We start from the raw sequence: 19,032 nt of genomic DNA, 5'->3' as shown, positions 1-19,032 counted from the left end.
GACTGGAGTGGCGGGCGGTTCCGCTCCATTTGTCGAAGATACCGCATGTTCGCGGCGGGCAGGAGAACCGGCTGATATGACTGCATCCGTGCCTTGTCCGCAGGTCTCGTCCGGGTCAGGACAAGGGGCGACGGTGCCACCAAAGCCGCCGGGCAGCCGGCGCGATCATCGGATCGACGCGCTGCGCGGGGTCGCGCTGCTGATGATGTTCGTCGATCATATTCCGCAGAACGTGCTGAATCGCTTTACGTTGCGCAATGTCGGCTTTGCCGACGCGGCGGAGATCTTCGTGCTGCTGGCGGGCTATGCCTCCTGGCTGGCCTATGGCCGGAATTTCCAGCGGGTCGGGTTGCGTGCCGGTGTGGGCCGGGTGTGGCGGCGCTGCGTGCGGCTATATGTCTTTCAGGCCGTCATGGTGGTGGTGACGACGGCCACCATCCGATACTGGCGCGCCTTCTGGCCAGTGCCGGTCGATTTTCTGGAGCCAGAACTGGCCCATGGACTGAGTTCCTTCTGGCGGGTCCTGTTCCTTGACGCGCTGCCCAGCAACCTGAATATCCTGCCGCTTTATATGGTTCTGCTCGGCGTTTTTCCGCTGATCTACCTGATGATGCGGACCAGCCTGTGGCTGACGCTGGCGCTGAGCGCCAGCCTGTGGCTGCTCATCAACCTCGACCCTTCGATCAATTTCCCCAACTGGCTGGACCCGGATGGCTGGTATTTCGACCCCCTGGCCTGGCAGTTCCTGTTCACGCTGGGGGCCTGCGCTGCCGTGGTGGCAGGGCGGCATGACGGCAGCCTGCCGCGCCGGGGCTGGCTGCGCTGGGCCTGCGGCCTCTATCTGGCAGTCTCCGCGCTCGAGGCCTTTCCCTGGCAGCAATGGGGCCTGCCCGATCTGCGGCCCTTTGCCATCACCGCGCCGGACAAGAGCGTGCTCGCTCCGCTGCGGCTGCTGGATGTGCTGGCGATCTTCTACCTGGTGCAGTCCTCGCATGGCGTGCGTGGCGCCGCGGAAGGACGCATAGGACGGGTGATGGCGCTGTTCGGGCGCCATTCGCTGGAAGTCTTCGCGGTCGGGACGGTGATCGACCTGTATGCACGGTTGATCTTTACCTCCTTCGGCTCGGGCTGGATGTTGCAGATCGCGGTGAATGTGATTGGATTCACGATCCTTTGGGAGCTCGCGACGGTTCTCGATCGGGTTCGCGTCAGGCAGAAACAGCGTCAGGCGGCACATCCTCCAGCGGCGGAGGCACGCGGCAATCCGGCCCCTGCGGGGACCGTAATGGAAAGAGCCCATTGATGAATGATGCGACCGAACTTCCGCCCTCTCCCATCCTGCCGCGCCTGACCGACCGGCTACGGCGCGGCCGGCCGGTGCGCGTGACCCTGTTCGGGTCCTCGACCACCGAGGGGATCGGTGCCAGCAGTCCGGAACATGGATTTGCTGCCGTCTTCGAACGCACCCTGGCGCCCTTCGTGACCGGCGGGCTGACGGTGATCAATCGCGGGATCGGCGGCAACGGCGCGCAGGAAATGCACGACCGGCTGCCCGGCGTGCTGGCCGACGACGCGGACCTCGTGATGTGGCAGACCGGCAGCAATGATGCCTGGCAGGGCGTGAAGCTGGAAACCTATGAGGTTCTGACACGCCAGGATCTGCTGGCCACCCGCGCCACGGGGGCCGACCTGGCGCTGATCGACCCGCAATATTGCCGTATGCTCGAGGAATGCGCGGCCTTTCCGCCCTTTGTCCCGGAGGTGCATCGTATCGGCGCGGAACTGGGGATTCCGGTCTTCGGCCGCTATGCCCGCATGAAATCCTGGTGTGCCGAGCTGGGCATGGACCGCGACGAGCTGTCGCCCGACGGGCTGCATATGGGCGATCGGGGCTACCTGCTGCTGGGCGAGGCGGTCGCGCGCTGGCTGGTGGAACTGACGGGGGCTCCGGCGGGTGCATTTCCTCCCAACCATTGATCTCCCGCGCGGGGCGCGGGTCAGCCCTTCCGATTCGGGCGGGATCATGCTCTAGGATAGTCGGGTCACGACGACCTGACTGCTGGAAGCGCTTTACCCGATGTCTTTGCCTGTTCCGGTTTTCCCTCGCCCGTTCGCCGCCGTCGGGCTGGCGGTTTCCCTGTCCCTGATCGCGGCGGGCGTTGCCCGGGCCGAGCCCGCGATGGTGGCGCCCCCGCCGGCACCGCCGCAGGCTGACGCCGCGCCCGCGATCCGCCTGCCCGCGCCGGGCCGGGGGACCCCCGACAGTTTTGCCGATCTGGCGGCGCGGTTGCTGCCGGCGGTGGTCAATGTCTCGACCACCGAGACGGTCAAGCCCGGGGATGACGATGGGGAATCGGACGGCGACGGCGAGGATGCGCCGCAGATCCCGAATTTCCCCGAAGGGTCACCCTTCGAGAAATTTTTCCATGATTTCATGAGCCACCAGAATGGTCCGGAGGCTGCGCCGCGCAAGATGCAGGCCCTGGGGTCGGGTTTCATCATCGATGCGTCGGGGATCGTGGTCACCAACAATCATGTTATCCGCCACGCGGACCAGATCACGGTGACGCTCCAGGACAATACCGTTCTCAAGGCCAAGGTGCTGGGCCACGATGACAGGACCGATCTTGCGGTGCTGAAGGTCGAGACGCCCCATCCGTTGCCGGCCGTGGTCTTCGGCGACAGCGACCATGCGCGGGTTGGTGACTGGGTGCTGGCGATCGGCAACCCGTTCGGCCTGTCGGGTACCGTGACGGCGGGTATCATCTCCTCGCGCGGTCGCAACATAGAGCAGGGGCCGTACGACGATTTCATCCAGACCGATGCGCCTATCAACAAGGGCAATTCGGGTGGCCCGCTGTTTGACATGCAGGGGCAGGTGATCGGGATCAACACCGCGATCTATTCGCCTTCCGGCGGGTCGATCGGGATCGGGTTCTCGATCCCCTCGGCCGAGGCGCGGGGAATCATCGATCAGTTGCGCCGTACCGGCAAAGTCTCGCGCGGTTGGATCGGCGTGCGGATTCAGGACGTGACGCAGGACATCGCCGATGGGCTGGGGCTGAAGGCCGCTCATGGTGCGCTGATCGCGGGGGTCGAAGCCAAGGGACCGGCCGCCGCGGCGAAATTGCAGGTCGGTGATGTGATCCAGACCCTGAACGGCAAGGAGATCGATGGCCGTGCCCTGCCGCGCCTGATGGCCGATACTGCTCCCGGACAGGTGGTGAAACTGGGCGTCTGGCGGCATGGCCAGGCGGTGACGGCCTCGGTCACGGTCGGTGCGCTGCCCGAGGACCCCAAGGAAGCGCCGGCCCCCAAGCCTGATGCCAAGACGCAGGGCAGCGTCCAGCTTCAGGGCCTGGGTCTGACCGTGGGGGCGATCGACGACGTGGCTCGGCAGAAATTCAATCTGGCCGAAGGGCAGAAGGGCGTGGTCGTGACCAACGTAGCCCAGGATGGGGCGGCGGCGGATCGCGGCTTGCGGGCCGGCGACGTGATCACCCAGGTTCAGCAGGCTGAGGTGGCGACCCCTGCGGACCTCCGGCGATTGGTCGATGCGGCGCGAGCCAAGCACCGGCGGTCGATTCTGTTCCTAGTCCAGAATGGTGACGGTCTGCGCTGGGTGCCTCTGTCGCTGGCGGATGATGCGAAATAACATTCGTAGCTCATCATGGACCATGACGCTCTGAATGCAGCGGGCAGCCCGGCTGTGCCGCCGCCCGCGCGCTGGGCGGCAATCCGCCGGGTGCTGGAGCCCAGAGGGGCCGAGCTCCGCCAGGCAGCGCGCCTGCTGGTGTCGGTGCTGCTGTCGGACCTTCTGGCGCGGGCGGTGCATCTGCATGAACCGGTCTGGTCGGTGATCACCTCGGTTATCGTCACGCAGAGCCGAATCACCCAGACCCTGACCACCGGGCGGGACCAGATCGTGGGTACGCTGGTCGGGGCCGGGGCGGGGTTGCTGGCCATCCTGCTGGTTCAGACCGGGATACTACCGGACTGGATTGCGTTCTGGTTGGCGCTGACGCCGCTGGCACTGCTGGCGGCGGCGCGACCGAACCTGCGCTTTGCCGCGGTGACGCTGATGATCGTGCTGCTGTTTCCGATCAGCGGTGACCCGTTCCTGCGGCCGTTGGACAGGATCGTCTCGATCCTGATCGGTGTCGTGACCTCGCTCGTGGTGACGATGTTCGTGCTGCACGACGCCGCGCGGGGTGACGTGCTGACTGCTTCCGGCCGGCTGATCGCCGACATCGCGGATCTGCTGGACCGCGCGCTGCGTGGCGAACTGGATCACGATACGATCGAGACGATCGACGAGGCATGCCGCACCCATTTGCAGGAAATCTACGGCGCGGTGGCCGAGACCCGGGTGGAGGGGTTGAGCGTCCTGCGCCGGCGGGCCGATCCGCTTCTGGATGTTCTGCCCGGCCTGCTACGGCGCCTGCGCGGCAGTGCGGTCTTCGCCGCTCGTGCGGCGACCGAGGCTGGGGAATTGCCGACTGTGGATGCTGCCCTGGATGCCGAACGGCGGGCGCTGGCGCGTGTGCTGTCGCAGCTTTCGCGCCGCTGCGCGCGCGCAGCGCGTGGTCGCCGGCGGATATCGCGCGAGGATGCGGCGACCATATTGGCGGTGCTGCATCCGCCGGGGCCTTCATGGAGCCCGCCCATGCAGTTCACGCTGGGGATGCTGCATGAAGATCTGGAACGGGCGGTCGAGGCGGTCTGGTCTGACGGTACGGCGCATCCATATGCAGAGGCGAAGTAAAGCGGAGGGCAGGCCCCATGCTGAACCGGACGATCCTGAAGACCCTTCCGGCTGGCGTGTCCGCCCCGGGCTACGATCCGGCCACCATCCGGACCGGCATCGTGCATTTTGGTGTCGGCAATTTCTTCCGCGCCCATGAAGCCTTCTATATTGATCGCTGCCTGGCGCTGGCGGGGCAGCAGGATTGGGGGATCGCCGGTGTCGGGCTGACGGCGGGGGCGCGGTCCGAGCGCAAGGCCGGACAGTTCATGGCGCAGGATTGCCTTTACTCCCTGACCGAGACCGCCCCGGACGGTGCGCGGGCGGTACGGGTAATCGGTGCCCTGCATACCTATCTGCTGGCGCCGGCCGATCCGAAGGCTGTGCTGGACCTGCTGGCCGATCCATCGGTGCGTATTGTCAGCATGACGATCACCGAGGGCGGCTACAACATCGACGAGACGACAGGCGCGTTTCGCCTGGATAGTGATGCGGTGCGGGCTGATCTGGTCGGTGATACCCTGCCGACGACCATTTTCGGCTTTGTCGTGGAAGCTCTGGGCCGTCGTCGGGCCGCCGGGAGCGGGCCGTTCACCGTGCTTTCCTGCGACAATCTGCGCCATAATGGCGATGTGGCGCGGACGGCGTTCCTGGGGTTTGCCCGGGCGCGCGATCCGGATCTGGCGGCGTGGATCGAGGCCCATGTCACCTTCCCCAACGGCATGGTCGATCGCATCACGCCGTCGGTGGACGACGCGATCGCCCGCATGCTGAATATCGCCAGCAGGCTGGACGATGCGCTGCCGCTGGTGGCCGAGGATTTCACCCAATGGGTGGTGGAAGACCGGTTCTGCGCCGGCCGGCCGGCGTTGGAGAAGGCGGGCGTCCAGTTCGTGGCCGACGTGACAGGCTATGAGCACGTAAAAGTACGGATGCTGAATGCGTCACATATCCTGTTGGCCTTCCCCGGTATCTTGCTGGGCTATCGCCAGGTGGATGAAGCATTGCGCGACCCGGATCTGGCGCGATTCGTCAATGCCTATCTGGAACTGGATGTGATTCCGCGTCTGGATGCGCCGTCGGGCCTGGACCCGCAGGATTATCGGCGCAGCATATTGCGGCGCTTTTCCAATCCGGCGATGGCGGACCAGTTGCTGCGGATCGGCGGCGATGGATCGTCCAAGATTCAGGTTTTCTGGACCGAAACGGTGCGGCGTGTGCTGTCCGATGGGGGCGACCTGCGGCGTATCGCCTTCGGCATCGCAGCATATCTGGAGGCATTGCGCGGCGTGGACGAAACGGGCGTGCAATACACGCCCGCAGAACCGTCGCTGGATGCCACGCAACTGGAGCTGGCTGATGCCGAAGACCTGCATGCGGCGCTGGCCCTGCCGGCCTTCGATGGTTGGCGCGACGTGCGGAGCCTTGCGTTGACCGATGCCATCGTCGCTGCCCGTGGGGCTATTCGCGCAATCGGCGTGCGGGCCGCGATGGTGGAATGTGGTGGCTTGCCAGGTTGAAGGCGTTCCCGTGTTCGCGCATTAGCCCGGTTGCACGGCACGGGTCATCAACCGTGCTTTCGGGTCGTAACTGGCTAGAATGGCGGCGGCCTTGGGCTTGTCGATCGGAGTGAAGCCAACGCGCAGCCAGTAGGTTCCGGCACTGCCGGTCGCGATCAGTGCAATCTGCGACAGGCCGGCCGATGCCGCGCGTTCGGCCAGGATTGCCAGCGCGGTGGCGGGGGCGCCCTGGCCTCGGGCGTCGGGCAACAGTGCGATATCGTGCAGGTACCAGCAATCCGGTCGTGCCGGTAGCGCGCCCAATGCGCAGTCCAATGCCGGCGGCGCGGCGGCGCACCATGGGTGACTGAGGACATAGCCTTCCGGCCCAAGGCCCCGGTCGAGGACCAGACAGCCGATGGGGCAGAGGGTCAGCCGTTCGGAGAAAACCGCCTCGTCCTCAGGATAAGCGGGGTGTACGCGCGCCGCGATATCCAGCACGGCAGGCAGATCGTCCAGACGCATGGCGCGCCAGCTTGGCTGGCGGGAGCCTGATGTGGGAGTGGCGGTCGGCATGGGCGGCAAAAACGCTCTCGACAGGCGGGCGACAACTCCAGCATAGCATGCGGCGCGAGGGCGGACAGTGCTGGCGCTATCGGGAGCGGGAGACGGTGGGATGGAGGATGCGCGTCTGACGGTGCGGATCGACGCGCATGAGGCGCCGTTGCTGGGTCATGGCAAGATCCGCTTGCTGGAAGCCATTGGTGCCAGCGGTTCGATTTCCGGCGCCGCGCGGGTGATGGGGATGTCTTACCGGCGCGCGTGGCTGCTGGTCGAAGCCATGAATGCCGCCTTTGCGGAGCCGGTGGTCGCCACCCGTCCGGGTGGGGGAGGCGGTGCCGAACTGTCGCCGGCGGGGATCGAAATCCTGCGTCTGTATCGCGAGATCGAGGAGCGGGCAGCACAGGCGGCCCTGCCGGCTTTGCGGGAACTGGTCGCGCGTCTCGCACCGCGCTGAGGGGCATGTGTCGTTGCGTGGGTAATTTCGTGTTTGGGAATTGTAACAACGCGCCGCAATATGGCCACAGGCCTTTGTCACAATTAACAGATTGCCTGTATGGCTTTGGGAGCGCCGACGTCAGCGGCGCTGAAACGCAACCCGCTGGTGCCTTGGTGCCGGTGACAGATCATGGATGGCGCCGCGGCGCGCGGCATTCGGGGAGCAAGGATGTTAAGACGCGATCTCGTGAAGACCGGAGCGGGCGTGTCCCTGCTGTCGATGCTGGGGGCTGGCGTACGTGCCGCTCATGCCGACGTGCCGGGCGCGCCCGCACCGACCGGTGCCTTCGAGGCCGGCACGGTGCGGCGGATCGCTCAACAATTGTCGCGCCGGCCTTATCGCGCGCCCGAGCAGACCCTGCCATCGGCGATTGATTCGCTGAATTTCGATCAGTACCGCTCGATCGCCTATCGCGAGGACCAGGCGCTCTGGCACGGACAGAACCTGGCCTTCGATGTGGAATTCTTCCCGCGCGGCTTTCTCTACCGGCCCCGTATCGAGATCTATGAGGTTGTTGATGGCAAATCGGCGCCGGTGCCCTACAACCCTGATCTGTTCACCTATGGCGACCCGAAGCTGAAGGTACCGGACAATGTCGGTTTTGCCGGGCTGCGCCTGCGCTATGCGATCAATACGCCCGGCGTAATGGAGGAGTTCTGCGTCTTTCTGGGGGCGTCTTATTTCCGCGCCGTGGCCAAGGGACAGAATTACGGCCTTTCGGCCCGGGGATTCGCCGATGGGACGGGCAATCCAAAAGGTGAGGAATTCGCGCTGTTCCGTGCCTTCTGGTTGGAAAAGCCACAGCCGGGCGTCGATTCCGTGGTGGTGCATGCGCTGCTGGACAGTCCGTCGGTCGCGGGGGCTTTCAGCTTTACCATCCGCCCAGGTGACATGACCGTTTTCGATGTGCAGTCCTATGTGTATCCGCGGACGAAGATCGACGAACCGGGCATCGCGCCGCTGACGGGCATGTTCTATTTCGACGCCAACGACCGCAATCATGTCGATGACTGGCGCCCCGCTGCGCATGACAGCGAGGCGCTTTCGATCTGGACCGGTAGCGGCCAGCAATTGTGGCGGCCGCTGCGCAATCCGCGCGACCTGCAATTCTCGGCGTTCTCCGACAATTCGATGCGCGGCTTCGGGTTGATGCAGCGCAAGCGGGCTTTCGCCGATTTCGAGGATCTGGCGCTCAATTACGAAAAGCGTCCGTCGCTGTGGATCGAACCGATCGGCGACTGGGGCCCCGGCGCGGTCGATCTGGTGGAAATTCCGACGCCCAATGAGGTGAACGACAACATCGTTTCGTTCTGGCGCCCCGGTGGCGGGCTGGCGGCGGGGCAGGAATATGCCTTTACGTACCGCATGTACTGGGGGTGGGATACGCCCTGGCCGACCAAGCTGGCGCGGATTGCTGCCACCCGTGTCGGCGCGGTGACCGATGACCCGGCCGCGCGGTTCTTTGCGATCGATTTCAGTGGGGCCCCATTCGAGAATCTGCCGCCGGATGCCAAGTTCCATCTGGTGCCCAGCAGTTCGGCCGGGACGATCCGCAATGTCGTGGTCGAACCCGATCCGGCCATCCAGGGTTGGCGCACGACGTTCGAATTCGCGCCCGGCGACGCCAAGATCGCTGAGCTGACCTGTGCCCTGGCCAATGATGCCGGGCCGATCTCCGAACAATGGACCTACCGATGGACACCCTAGGCCAGCGCGCTGAGATGGGTACGGGTGGTGGTTCCCGGCCGGGCGATGATGGCGCGTTTCGGGCTCTGCCCGACGAATCTCCGATGGAGATGGCGACGCAATCGTTGTCTATGCCGCCCCTGACGCATGGCCGGCCGCGCGTGCCCGTTACCGAGCCCTCGCTGATGGCGTTGCGGCGGCTGGCGGTGATCGGTTCGGCCACCCTGCTGACGATCTATGGTGCCTACGAGATGAACCGGGTGCTGAACTCGGTGGGATACTCGGTGCTGGGCGTGATCGTGCTCGTCCTGTTCGTGCTGCTGTTCCAGTGGATCGCGCTGGCCTTCACCTCCGCCGTGGGCGGTTTCGTCTCGCTGTTGCGCCATGGTGGCCTGGGGCTGGGGATTGCATATGACGGGGAATTGCCGGCGCTTTCGAGCCGCACAGCCCTGCTGATGCCGACCTACAACGAAAGCCCGGGGCGGGTGATGGCCGGCCTGCGCGCCATGTATGACAGCATGGCGGCAACCGGCCGGCTGGATTCGTTTGATTTCTTTATCCTTTCCGACACCACCAATCCGGATGTGTGGGTCGAGGAAGAGGCCGCGTTCCTGGCCCTGCGGGCGGCGACGGGCGGAGACGGGCGCATCTTCTACCGCCGGCGGCCACTGAATACCGAGCGAAAGGCCGGCAATATCGCTGAATGGGTACGCCGCTTCGGCGGGGCCTATGCCCAGATGGTCACGCTGGATGCCGACAGCCTGATGGCGGGCGGGACGGTGGTGCGTATCGTGGCCGCCATGGAGCGCAATCCGGGCGTGGGCCTGATCCAGACCCTGCCGGAAATCGTCAACGGCACGACGTTGTTCGCGCGCATGCAGCAATTTGCGGGCCGGGTCTATGGTCCGCTGATCGCCCACGGCATTGCCTGGTGGCACGGTTCGGAGGGCAATTACTGGGGGCATAACGCGGTGATCCGCACCCGTGCTTTCGCGGAGCAGGCGGGCCTGCCCCATCTGCCGGGGCGCAAGCCGTTCGGCGGCCATATCCTCAGCCATGATTTCGTCGAGGCCGCGCTGATGCGCCGGGGCGGCTGGGCCATTCATATGGTGCCGGGCCTGCCTGGATCTTACGAAGAGAGCCCGCCGTCGCTGACCGACATCGCGATCCGCGACCGTCGCTGGTGCCAGGGTAATCTGCAACATGCCAAGGTGGTGGGAACGCGGGGCCTGAATTGGGTCAGCCGGATGCACATGCTGATGGGCATCGGCTCCTATGTTACGTCGCCGCTGTGGCTGCTGTTCCTGCTCGCGGGTATCCTGATCTCGTTGCAGTCGCGCTTCGAGAAGCCGGAATATTTCGGCGATACCAAATCCCTTTATCCGAACTGGCCGCACGTTGATCCGGAGCAGGCGAAATATGTGTTCATCGGCACAATGGGGATCCTGCTGGCCCCCAAGCTGCTGGCCTATGTCGCGCTGCTGTTCGATCCGGCCACACGCCGAGGCTGTGGCGGCGCGGTGCGGGCAGCGCTGTCGGTGCTGGTTGAGACGCTGATCGGTGGGCTGGTCGCGCCGGTGGCGATGCTGATCCAGACCTCGGGCGTGCTGTCGATCCTGCTGGGGCGGGATTCGGGCTGGAACGCCCAGCGCCGCGACGATGACGGGGTGCCGTTCATGGATACGGTGCGGGCCTACTGGATCTATATGCTGTTCGGCCTGGTCCTGGGCGCATGTGCATGGACTGTGTCGATCCCGCTGTTTCTGTGGATGACGCCGGTGCTGCTGGGGTTGGTTTTTGCCATCCCGCTGGCAGCCGCAACCAGCAGCCGTGATGCCGGCCAGGCCCTGCTGCGGGCCGGACTGCTGCTGATTCCCGAGGAAACGTCGCCGCCGGACATCCTGCGCCGTGCCGCCGCCACCAACGCCGCCCGGCCGAAGGCCGAGGGTGGCGAGGCCATCCATCTGCTGCTGGCTGATCCGGGACTGATGGCCGCGCACCGCGCGATGCTGCCGCCGCCACGCCGGCCGGGCGACCCGATCAATCCCGACCTGCTGGTCGGATTGCTGAAGCTGTCGGAAAGCCCCGATCCCGACAGTGCGGTCACGCGGCTGGGTCGGACCGAAAAGGCTGCGGTGCTGGGCAGCGCGGATGGTCTGGAGCGGCTCGACGCCCTGCGTGGCGGTGAACGGCGCGGCTGAACGATCTGGCAGGACACGCCGCTGTCCCGCCCGGCGCGTCTTATTTCGGGGCCGGGCCGGGCTGGTCCAGGATCATGCAGGCGCGGGCTATCTTGGGATCGTTGCTATGCTTCTCGCACAATGCGGTAGCATCGGCAGTGCAGGACTGGACTGCGGTTTCGAAATCGGTTTCCAGTACGTCCCGTGCGACTGCGACATCGGGGTCGTTGGTCCGTTTCTGTTCGGCTTCCAGCGTGTCCTGGGTCTTGTGCAGTTCGGTCAGAGCATCGACGCATGACTGGCTGGTCGAGTTTGGATCGCTCTGCAGCACCGCCACGACCTTCTGCAACTGCATCGCAGTTGGGGGGGAGGCTGCCTCATCGTCGTCCTGAGCGAAGGCGGGAGAAACGGCGAGGATGCCGGACAGGAACAGGACTGCTAGCCGGCCGGGATGGGTAATCGTCACACTGGGTATTCCACTGGTGCGAGGCCCCGGGGACGCGACGCGCGCTTCTCGACGGCGATCCCGTGCTTTCCCCGGGAAACGCCGGGCCGGTCGGGCGGCGGCGCCGCGGGATCGGTCGGACTATGGCAGGAAGTGCCGGTGGACGAAAGGGCGCCCAGCGCGGCACCCCTCTGCGCCTGGCGATGCGCTCAGGGAACGGCCGGGTTGATGGCGGCATGGCTTTGCAGCAGCAGGGCCTGCATCTCCGCATCGGGATTGCCCAGCCAGCTTTGCAGGAACGGCTGCCGTTCGTCCGGCCGGGTATGCAGCAATCCCCAGGCGGCGTGGCCGTCTGCCGCGAAAACGATATCGAGTTGGTTGTTATTGCAATCGTGGGGCTTGCACAGGTGCCCCAGCAGGTAGCTGTGACCGCCGGTGACGATCCGCGCCACGGGTGTCGAGGTCGCCTGCCCGTGACTGACCCAGTCCGGAAAGCGCTGCATGACGACATAGGCCCGGCGGTAGGGAGCCTCGAGCAACAGGTCGGCGGTCTGCGGCTGTTCGGCCGCCCGGGTGGAGTGGCTGATCAGGAGCAGCAGGGCAGGACAGGCATGGATGAAATGCATAAGGCGGCATGGCACGTCGGCATGGCTCCCGGGATATGGCGAGATGGCATGATGTTTCTGGCGGTTGAGTGTCTTCGGGTCTGGCGGATGCCGTCGCCGCACCACATCCATGACAGGGTCATCGGTCGTCCGGCATGATGGTCATGCCGCCACAGGTCAAAGACGCTTATCTCGGGTGGAGGTTTAAAATATCCTTCCCACTCCCGATTTTTTACTCAGGAAATGCCTGCCGGGACGATCACCGGATCGCTAAAAATCGCATCGTGACGTCCGGCGTTATCGTCATGCCCATTCTGGAATGTCGGTTTCGGGCCATTGGGGCCGGTCTTCCGGGTTATCCGTTGCCCGTGCGTGGCAGGGTGCGCCTGCCTAGTGTATGACTTCTCTTCACCAGTTGCGCGTTAGCGCACCCGCCAGTTCAGGAATATCATTCCCGCCATGCGCCTGCGTTCCGCCCCCTCATCCATTCTGCCCAGGCTGCCGAACCCGAAAAAGCTCAAGCTTGGGGTGCTGGTCGTGCTGGCCGTGGCCTATGGCGTGCTGTTTCTGACCATGTCGCGGCATCCCAAGCCGTTGCCGAAGCCGCGCTATACCGCCATTCCCGTGGCGGTGGTCAAGACGGCTCCGCCAGTCGGGGCTGCGCCGCCGGCGCCGGCAGTACAGCTTCAGCCCGCGCCGACGGTGGCGCTTCCGCCGCCGTCCGTGACGATCCGCTAGCTGGGGGCCTGGCAGATATCGACCCAGGCGGCCTGGGTCAGTTCGACCAGACGGTCGGGCGACAGGCGCACGGCGCTGTTGATTGCGCCGGCGGCGGGAATGACCGTCTCGAACGCGAGCAGCGACACATCACAATAGACCGGCAGCGGGGCGGGTAGCCCGAACGGGCAGACGCCGCCCACCGGGTGGCCGGTCAGGGACTCGACTTCCGCGCGGTCGAGCATGCGGGGCTTGTGGCCGAAGACCTCCTTGGTCTTGCGGTTGTCGAGCCGGGCGGTGCCGGCCGCGACCACCAGCACCACCTGTTCGCCCAGTCGCAGCGAGATGGTCTTGGCGATCTGGGCCGGATGGGTGCCGTGTGCGGCGGCAGCCTCGGCCACGGTCGCGGTCGGCTGGTCCAGCTCGATGATATCCAGTTCGGGCGCATGCTCGGCCAGGAAGGTGCGGACGGACTCCAGGCTCATCGGGCGGAATGAGGGCGGGACGTGGACATGGACGACGGCTCCTTGGGCTCCCGAATGCGGATAGAAGGTGCATCCTGGCCCGCATGCCGGGCGCCGTCGAGAGGGAGCGCGCTCATGCCTGGCGGCCGCCGCCGAAGAGGCGGAACATCGGGCCGGTCAGCACGGTCGAGATCACGGCCAACAGCATGAGCGAGGCGAAAGCGAAGTTCGAGACCATGCCGCGCTGGTGCAGAATGGTGGCGGCCACGATTTCCATCAGTCCCTTGCATTGCAGCAGGGCACCGGCCGCCAGCGCCTGCCGGCTGCGCAGGCCGGGTGCCGGCGGATACAGCCATACCGCGCCCAGCTTGCTGGCGATCGACACCCCCACCAGCAGCAGCGATGCCAGGACGGATGGGAAGGTGAGTGCCCGGCCATCGATATGCATGCCGCTATGGCCGAAGAAGAGAGGGGCCAGCCAGATCAGCGCCAGGCTGCCCGCTCGCTCGACCGGCAGGCGACGGACCCAGCGCGGTGGCATCAGCGCGCCAGCGGCATAGGCGCCGATCAGTTCGTGCAGGCCCAGTTGCATGCTGGCCCATGATCCGGCCGCCAGCCAGACCGGCAGCACGGCCCAGATCAGCCACAGGGGCGGCGAAGGAAAGCGGCGGGCCGCCCAGCCGCCGACCGCCATCATCGCGCCCATCAGCAGCATCGCCAGGATCTGGACATGGCTCCATCCATGCAGGGCCGAGGCGCCCTTGGCCGCGAATTGCAGCGCGGCCAGCCCGGTCCACAGGGCCATGTCGTCCACCACCGCCAGCCGCAGCGCCAGTTGCCCGATTCCCCGTTGGGCGGGGGCCAGTTCGCGGACGATACCGATCAGCACCGGCAGGGCGCTGACGGCGATGCACAGGCCGATTGCCATCGCACCGATCCAGTTCTGGCCGTCCGGCGTCTGCCAGTCGGGCCGCGGCATCAGCACCGCGTGGACCAGCAGCGTGCCGATGCCGAATGGAACGGCCAGAGCGACGAAGGCGCTGCCAAGCAGGCGGGGCAGCGAGGTTTCGGGCATGGCTGCCGCGGGGTCTTCGCCGGGGTGCTGCCACATTTCCAACCCGGCGGTGAAGGCCAGGATCAGCACGGCTATCCAGCCGATCATGTCTCCGATGGCCGAGGGCACGCCCAGCCGGCCGATGGGCCAGCCTGTCACGGCGATCAGGATACCCACGACGATCGGCAGGACCACGATCGGAATCGTCCGTCGCAACAGGCGCCAGATCAGCCAGGGAATCACCACGAACACCCCGAAATCCGCGATGACATTCATGCTGTCTCTGCCTTCCAGCCCACTGATGACCGTTATTTATGCGTACCATGAATATATGAGGGGAGGGCCCGGGATCAAATCGGGGTGCTCGATGGTCTGGAAAACTGGGGAATGCTGCAGGTGGCGCCGACCCATGCGGCAGACCCGGTTCTGCCATACGATGGACCTATTCCCGCCATCGCGGCATGGTTCCGTGCGCTGTTGTCACAGAATATGAGAATCGACCGATGACGATCCGGAAATACCTGCTTGCTCTCTCCATGCCCATGACCGTTCTGGCTGGGCTCTCCATCGCGATGCCGGTTGCCCGTGCGGCGGATGATGCCGCCTGCGCCCAGTCAGGCACCCAGTCCAAGTCGCCGGGATGGGATGTCGCCGGTCGGCTGGCCCAGCGCGAAGACTGCCTCGCGGGCCGTGGCAAAGCCTATCGCGACGGGGTGACCAAGGGAGTGCAGCAGCGCGTGCAGAGCGGCCGCGATACGGTCAATGCGGCACGCAACCTGCCGCAGACCCAGATGGATCGTGTGCGCGCTGCCGGCACGACTGAACAGAACAGCCTGAACGCCCTGGGCCAGAAGACCAGTGCAAATGCTGCCGGCGTGCTGACGGGCGGGCTGTAAAAGCCGGAGTGGAAATGCGCGCCGGGGTGAACCGGCGCGCATTTCATGTTCCGATGACGTCGGCGCTCCCGACGCCATGCCCGCTGTCATGTGCCATGATCAGTCGGTCTGCGACCTGCGCATCGGTGTTTCCAGTCCGATCGTCCATGCCACCGGGAAGACGCCATTTTCAGTGATGGAAGGTGGTCATGACATGTCGTTTGAAATCATAACGAAAAGGGCTCTCTTTTTTCTTCTGGCCCTGAATGCCGTTCTTGCCCTGATCGTGGGAGGAATGTGTTTTTATGGTTTCGGCGGATATGCCTGGTTTCTGGCCAGCATCGGCTTGAATGCACTGGCACTCGCCCTCATGCTCGGTGGTGCCGCGTCTTCCTGGATCTCGTCGGCGGCCAGTCTCGGGATCGTTTCGAACATTTCGGCCATCATCGCGTTGCTGGCGGGCAACAAGCTCCAGGTCGATGTGCATATGGGCTACTTTGCCGCGCTGGCGTTTGTCGCGGCGACCTGTGATTGTTCCGCCATCGTGATAGCCGCCCTGATGGTGGCGGTGCAGCATATCGGCCTCAATTTCTATCGCCCCGACCTGCTTTATCCCGGCGGCTGCGACAGTTTCCGCCTCGTTCTGCATGCGGTGATCCTGATCGTGGAGACGGTGGCGCTGGTCTGGCTGGCAGCCTCGCTGCGTCAGGCGTTCAAGGTATCCGATGCCCTTTCGCGGGATGCCGACCATCGCCGCGCTGAAGCGGAGCGGCGCAAGCAGCAGGCGGACGATGCCCATGCGGAGCAGATCAAGCTGAGCGCCAATCTGGAAGCCAGCATGGAGCGGATCCGCCGGAAGGAAGTCGAGACGACGGCATTCATTGCCGAACTCGACAGGGCTCTGTCGGAGGTTGCCGGCGGCAATCTGCTGGTGCGGATCGAAGGCGAGATCGCGCCGGATTATGCGTGCCTGACGCAGGCCTTCAACGCATCCATCGCGCAATTGGCCACGGCATTCAATGAAGTGAAGCAGAGCATCCAGGCCGTTGCCGCGGCGTCGGCGGAGATTTCGTCAGCGGTTGGCGATCTTGCCGGCCGTACCGAGGGGCAGGCCCGGGATGTCGGCAGCATGTCGGCCGGCATCGCCACATTCTCCGACGGCACGCGCGATGCCTCGCAGGCGGCGTCCGAGGCCGGGAAACTGGTGGAGACGGTGGGGCCGTCGATGCGTGTGACGATCCAGGCGATGGACAAGGTCACGGAAACGATGACGGTCATCAAGAATTCGTCCCGCGATATCGAGACGATCATCGGGGTGATCGACGATATCGCGTTGCAGACCAATCTGTTGTCGCTGAATGCGGGCGTCGAGGCGGCGCGGGCGGGTGAGGCCGGGCGTGGTTTCGCCGTGGTGGCAACGGAAATCCGCAATCTGGCGACCCGCTCGACCGAGCAGGCCCGGGACATCCGGCAGAAGATTCGCGAAGCGGTCCTGTCCATCGACCAGGGTGTCGGCCTGGTCGGCGAGGCCGATGGATCGCTGGGACGGGTATCGGCTGTTATGGACGGTATCACGCGGCATCTCGGGGTGATCGTCGCGTCCGTGCGGACGCAGGCGACCGAAGTCCGGCATATCGCGGATAATGTGCGGGAAATCGACGCCTCGACCCAGAAGAATGCCGCGATGGGCGAGGAGGTCACCGCCGCTTCGTTGAGCCTGGTGCGCGAGACGCGGCGCATGCAGGGAACGGTCGCCCGCTTTACTCTGGGCGAAATGTTCGATCGTATTCTGCCAGCGACGAAGCCGGCAGCGGCAGCGGAGGTCGTGGACTCGGTGGCGTAAGTCCCTCAATCGGGTTCTGCCCGGATATTGTGATCCGGGCAGATGACGATTTCTGGCGGTTTTATGCGCCGCGCTTGCGCGATGACGGGCTTGCCGCCGGACGACGCCGGGGAGCGCCTGACGGGACACCACGGGGACCTCCACGTCCGCGCGGGGCGCCGCCGGGGCCGCCCCGGCCACCGCCGCCGCCGCCGGCCGGAGCTTGTGCCGCGCTGATCTGGACTTCGTCGGAATCCGTGGCGGCGACGCAGGCGCTGAAGCGCTCGGCCGAGGCCGTGGCGATTTCGAACAGCGTATGGTCGCCGGCGATGCGGATCGAGCCGATCTCGTTCTTGCGCACGCCGCCCAGGCGGCAGATCAGCGGCACCAGCCATTTCGGATCGGCCTTGTCCTGCCGTCCGACACTCATGGAGAACCACACGCCGTCGCCGCGCGGGCCCTGTTCGTCGCGGGCCGGGCGCTCGCGGCGGGCGGCGGGTTCGCCGTCACGCGCCGGGCGGGGGGCATCGACGCGCAGGGGGCGGATGTCCTCCGGGTCCGGCAGGCGGGCGCGGTACATTTGCAGCAGGGCGGTCGCCAGCTGTTCGGGCGTGCGGTCGGCGGCCAGGCGGGCGACCTGTTCCTCGTCGCCGGGGGCGGCGGCCTCGGTCAGGCCCGGGTCGGTCAGCAGCCGTTCGAAATCCTGGGCGCGGATGGCGTCGGCGGTGGGAACGGCGGTCCATTCCGCCGTGACCTTGGCCATGGCCAGCAGCCGCTCGGCGCGGCGGCGCATCGAGACCGGCACCACCAGGGCGCAGACGCCCTTGCGGCCGGCGCGGCCGGTACGGCCCGAACGGTGCAGCAGGGTGGCGCTGTCGGTCGGCAGGCTGGCATGCACCACCAGGGCGAGTGCCGGGATGTCGATGCCGCGCGCCGCCACGTCGGTCGCGACGCAGACGCTGGCCTGGCCGGTGCGCAGGCTGTCGATGGCGCGGGTGCGCTCATTCTGGCCCAGTTCGCCCGACAGCGCGACCGAGGCGAAGCCGCGCTCCAGCAGCGCGCCCTGCATGTGGCGCACCAGTTCGCGGGTGGCGCAGAACACCATGGAGGTGGGGCTGTCGGTATAGCGCAGGATGTTGACGACCGCCGGGATGATTTCGCGCGGGTCGGTCAGCACGGCGCGATAGGTGATGTCGGCATGCTGGCGGGCGCCCGACAGCGTGTCGATGCGCAGCGCGTCGCGCTGGTAGCGCCGTGCCAGCGAGGCGATTTCCTTGGCGATGGTGGCCGAGAACAGCAGCGTGCGGCGCGTGGCGGGCATCGCGTCCAGCAACTGTTCCAGTTCCTCGCGGAAGCCGAGGTCGAGCATCTCGTCGGCTTCGTCCAGCACCACGACGCGCAGGTCGGACAGGACCAGACGGCCGCGGCGCTGGTGATCGCAGAGCCGCCCGGGGGTGCCGACGACGATATGGGCGCCGAGTTCCAGTGCCCTTGCCTCGCGCCGCGCGTCCATGCCGCCGATGCACGAGACGATGCGCCCGCCCGCCGGCGCGTACAGCCATGTCAGTTCACGCTGCACCTGCATGGCCAGCTCGCGCGTGGGGGCGACGATGACGGCCAGGGGCGCGCCGGCCGGCCCGAAGCGTTCCGCCCCGCCCAGCAGCGTGTCGGCCATGGCCAGCCCGAAGGCGACCGTCTTGCCCGATCCGGTCTGGGCCGACACCAGCAGATCCTTGCCGTCCGCCGCGACATCCAGCACGGCCTGCTGGACCGGCGTGGGCTCGTCATAGCCGCGCGCGTCGAGGGCGCGCCGAAGGGCGGGATGGGTTTCGGGAAAAGGCATGGGGCGGATCATCCGGACAGAAGAGGCCACGTCGCGAC

17 protein-coding genes are annotated in these 19,032 nt (G+C 66.0%); 11 read left to right on the top strand and 6 right to left on the bottom strand.

The genetic code is table 11. The annotated features are described in order from the left end of the window. Window positions 1-76 precede the first annotated feature (76 nt). From ACMAUO_RS17630 to ACMAUO_RS17610, 5 genes are all read left to right on the top strand, one after another. Entirely contained in the window at window positions 77-1,303 is a 1,227-nt protein-coding gene (locus tag ACMAUO_RS17630) for an OpgC family protein (protein ID WP_420358186.1), read from the top strand. Beyond that, complete coding sequence (locus ACMAUO_RS17625; protein ID WP_420358185.1) at window positions 1,303-1,977, top strand: SGNH/GDSL hydrolase family protein; 675 nt, start codon at window positions 1,303-1,305, stop codon at window positions 1,975-1,977. Before ACMAUO_RS17630 ends, ACMAUO_RS17625 begins: the two co-directional genes overlap by 1 nt. 100 nt (window positions 1,978-2,077) lie before the next feature. Continuing rightward, window positions 2,078-3,655, top strand: coding sequence for a DegQ family serine endoprotease (locus ACMAUO_RS17620; protein ID WP_420358184.1), 1,578 nt, complete (start codon window positions 2,078-2,080; stop codon window positions 3,653-3,655). Between the two features lie 15 nt (window positions 3,656-3,670). Then, entirely contained in the window at window positions 3,671-4,765 is a 1,095-nt protein-coding gene (locus ACMAUO_RS17615; RefSeq protein WP_420358183.1) for an FUSC family protein, read from the top strand. Between the two features lie 17 nt (window positions 4,766-4,782). Continuing rightward, window positions 4,783-6,264 (top strand): mannitol dehydrogenase family protein, encoded by a 1,482-nt coding sequence (locus ACMAUO_RS17610; RefSeq protein ID WP_420358182.1) that lies wholly within the window; start codon window positions 4,783-4,785, stop codon window positions 6,262-6,264. Window positions 6,265-6,285: 21 nt separating this feature from the next. On the opposite strand, the gene ACMAUO_RS17605 is transcribed toward ACMAUO_RS17610, so the two are convergent. After that, complete coding sequence (locus tag ACMAUO_RS17605) at window positions 6,286-6,819, bottom strand: GNAT family N-acetyltransferase (RefSeq protein ID WP_420358181.1); 534 nt, start codon at window positions 6,817-6,819, stop codon at window positions 6,286-6,288. A gap of 100 nt (window positions 6,820-6,919) precedes the next feature. Between ACMAUO_RS17605 and ACMAUO_RS17600 the strand changes: the two genes are divergently transcribed. From ACMAUO_RS17600 to mdoH, 3 genes are all read left to right on the top strand, one after another. Beyond that, window positions 6,920-7,261, top strand: coding sequence for a winged helix-turn-helix domain-containing protein (locus ACMAUO_RS17600; protein WP_420358180.1), 342 nt, complete (start codon window positions 6,920-6,922; stop codon window positions 7,259-7,261). A 210-nt stretch (window positions 7,262-7,471) separates the two neighbouring features. Then, entirely contained in the window at window positions 7,472-9,010 is a 1,539-nt protein-coding gene (locus tag ACMAUO_RS17595) for an OpgD/OpgG family glucan biosynthesis protein (protein WP_420358179.1), read from the top strand. Further along, window positions 8,998-11,190, top strand: a complete 2,193-nt coding sequence (mdoH, locus tag ACMAUO_RS17590) for a glucans biosynthesis glucosyltransferase MdoH (protein ID WP_420358178.1) — start codon at window positions 8,998-9,000, stop codon at window positions 11,188-11,190. Before ACMAUO_RS17595 ends, mdoH begins: the two co-directional genes overlap by 13 nt. A gap of 40 nt (window positions 11,191-11,230) precedes the next feature. Here the strand turns inward: mdoH and ACMAUO_RS17585 are convergent, their stop codons facing one another. Further along, window positions 11,231-11,635 carry a hypothetical protein gene (locus ACMAUO_RS17585; RefSeq protein WP_420358177.1) on the bottom strand — a complete coding sequence of 135 codons (405 nt, stop codon included), beginning with the start codon at window positions 11,633-11,635 and terminating at the stop codon, window positions 11,231-11,233. Window positions 11,636-11,823: 188 nt separating this feature from the next. Then, a complete protein-coding gene (locus ACMAUO_RS17580) occupies window positions 11,824-12,255 on the bottom strand; it encodes an Ivy family c-type lysozyme inhibitor (RefSeq protein WP_420358176.1) in 432 nt (143 codons plus the stop codon). A 423-nt stretch (window positions 12,256-12,678) separates the two neighbouring features. Between ACMAUO_RS17580 and ACMAUO_RS17575 the strand changes: the two genes are divergently transcribed. After that, a complete protein-coding gene (locus ACMAUO_RS17575) occupies window positions 12,679-12,957 on the top strand; it encodes a hypothetical protein (protein ID WP_420358175.1) in 279 nt (92 codons plus the stop codon). Here the strand turns inward: ACMAUO_RS17575 and ACMAUO_RS17570 are convergent. Continuing rightward, on the bottom strand, window positions 12,954-13,421 hold the full coding sequence (locus ACMAUO_RS17570) for a YbaK/EbsC family protein (RefSeq protein WP_420358174.1): 468 nt from the start codon (window positions 13,419-13,421) through the stop codon (window positions 12,954-12,956). The two genes, ACMAUO_RS17575 and ACMAUO_RS17570, sit on opposite strands and share 4 nt — an antisense overlap. A 112-nt stretch (window positions 13,422-13,533) precedes the next feature. Beyond that, complete coding sequence (locus ACMAUO_RS17565) at window positions 13,534-14,730, bottom strand: cation:proton antiporter (RefSeq protein ID WP_420358173.1); 1,197 nt, start codon at window positions 14,728-14,730, stop codon at window positions 13,534-13,536. Between the two features lie 227 nt (window positions 14,731-14,957). Between ACMAUO_RS17565 and ACMAUO_RS17560 the strand changes: the two genes are divergently transcribed. Continuing rightward, entirely contained in the window at window positions 14,958-15,350 is a 393-nt protein-coding gene (locus ACMAUO_RS17560; RefSeq protein WP_420358172.1) for a hypothetical protein, read from the top strand. A 193-nt stretch (window positions 15,351-15,543) separates the two neighbouring features. Next, complete coding sequence (locus ACMAUO_RS17555) at window positions 15,544-17,172, top strand: methyl-accepting chemotaxis protein (protein ID WP_420358171.1); 1,629 nt, start codon at window positions 15,544-15,546, stop codon at window positions 17,170-17,172. A 61-nt stretch (window positions 17,173-17,233) separates the two neighbouring features. Here ACMAUO_RS17555 and ACMAUO_RS17550 read toward each other — a convergent pair whose 3' ends face one another. After that, window positions 17,234-18,994: a DEAD/DEAH box helicase gene (locus tag ACMAUO_RS17550; RefSeq protein WP_420358170.1), complete on the bottom strand. Its 1,761-nt coding sequence runs from the start codon at window positions 18,992-18,994 to the stop codon at window positions 17,234-17,236. Window positions 18,995-19,032 lie beyond the last annotated feature (38 nt).

The sequence above is a fragment of the Gluconacetobacter brunescens genome (assembly GCF_048695475.1).
Classification (GTDB): domain Bacteria; phylum Pseudomonadota; class Alphaproteobacteria; order Acetobacterales; family Acetobacteraceae; genus Gluconacetobacter.
This window is presented reverse-complemented; position numbering and strand designations above follow the sequence as displayed.

Excerpts from the sequence above, each read along its gene's own strand:
- ACMAUO_RS17625 (WP_420358185.1), top strand. The coding sequence starts at position 1,303 with ATGAATGATGCGACCGAACTTCCGCCCTCTCCCATCCTGCCGCGCCTG.
- mdoH (WP_420358178.1), top strand. The coding sequence starts at position 8,998 with ATGGACACCCTAGGCCAGCGCGCTGAGATGGGTACGGGTGGTGGTTCC.
- ACMAUO_RS17630 (WP_420358186.1), top strand. The coding sequence starts at position 77 with ATGACTGCATCCGTGCCTTGTCCGCAGGTCTCGTCCGGGTCAGGACAA.
- ACMAUO_RS17555 (WP_420358171.1), top strand. The coding sequence starts at position 15,544 with ATGTCGTTTGAAATCATAACGAAAAGGGCTCTCTTTTTTCTTCTGGCC.
- ACMAUO_RS17605 (WP_420358181.1), bottom strand. The coding sequence starts at position 6,819 with ATGCCGACCGCCACTCCCACATCAGGCTCCCGCCAGCCAAGCTGGCGC.
- ACMAUO_RS17615 (WP_420358183.1), top strand. The coding sequence starts at position 3,671 with ATGGACCATGACGCTCTGAATGCAGCGGGCAGCCCGGCTGTGCCGCCG.
- ACMAUO_RS17595 (WP_420358179.1), top strand. The coding sequence starts at position 7,472 with ATGTTAAGACGCGATCTCGTGAAGACCGGAGCGGGCGTGTCCCTGCTG.
- ACMAUO_RS17610 (WP_420358182.1), top strand. The coding sequence starts at position 4,783 with ATGCTGAACCGGACGATCCTGAAGACCCTTCCGGCTGGCGTGTCCGCC.
- ACMAUO_RS17575 (WP_420358175.1), top strand. The coding sequence starts at position 12,679 with ATGCGCCTGCGTTCCGCCCCCTCATCCATTCTGCCCAGGCTGCCGAAC.
- ACMAUO_RS17550 (WP_420358170.1), bottom strand. The coding sequence starts at position 18,994 with ATGCCTTTTCCCGAAACCCATCCCGCCCTTCGGCGCGCCCTCGACGCG.
- ACMAUO_RS17560 (WP_420358172.1), top strand. The coding sequence starts at position 14,958 with ATGACGATCCGGAAATACCTGCTTGCTCTCTCCATGCCCATGACCGTT.
- ACMAUO_RS17570 (WP_420358174.1), bottom strand. The coding sequence starts at position 13,421 with ATGAGCCTGGAGTCCGTCCGCACCTTCCTGGCCGAGCATGCGCCCGAA.
- ACMAUO_RS17620 (WP_420358184.1), top strand. The coding sequence starts at position 2,078 with ATGTCTTTGCCTGTTCCGGTTTTCCCTCGCCCGTTCGCCGCCGTCGGG.
- ACMAUO_RS17565 (WP_420358173.1), bottom strand. The coding sequence starts at position 14,730 with ATGAATGTCATCGCGGATTTCGGGGTGTTCGTGGTGATTCCCTGGCTG.
- ACMAUO_RS17600 (WP_420358180.1), top strand. The coding sequence starts at position 6,920 with ATGGAGGATGCGCGTCTGACGGTGCGGATCGACGCGCATGAGGCGCCG.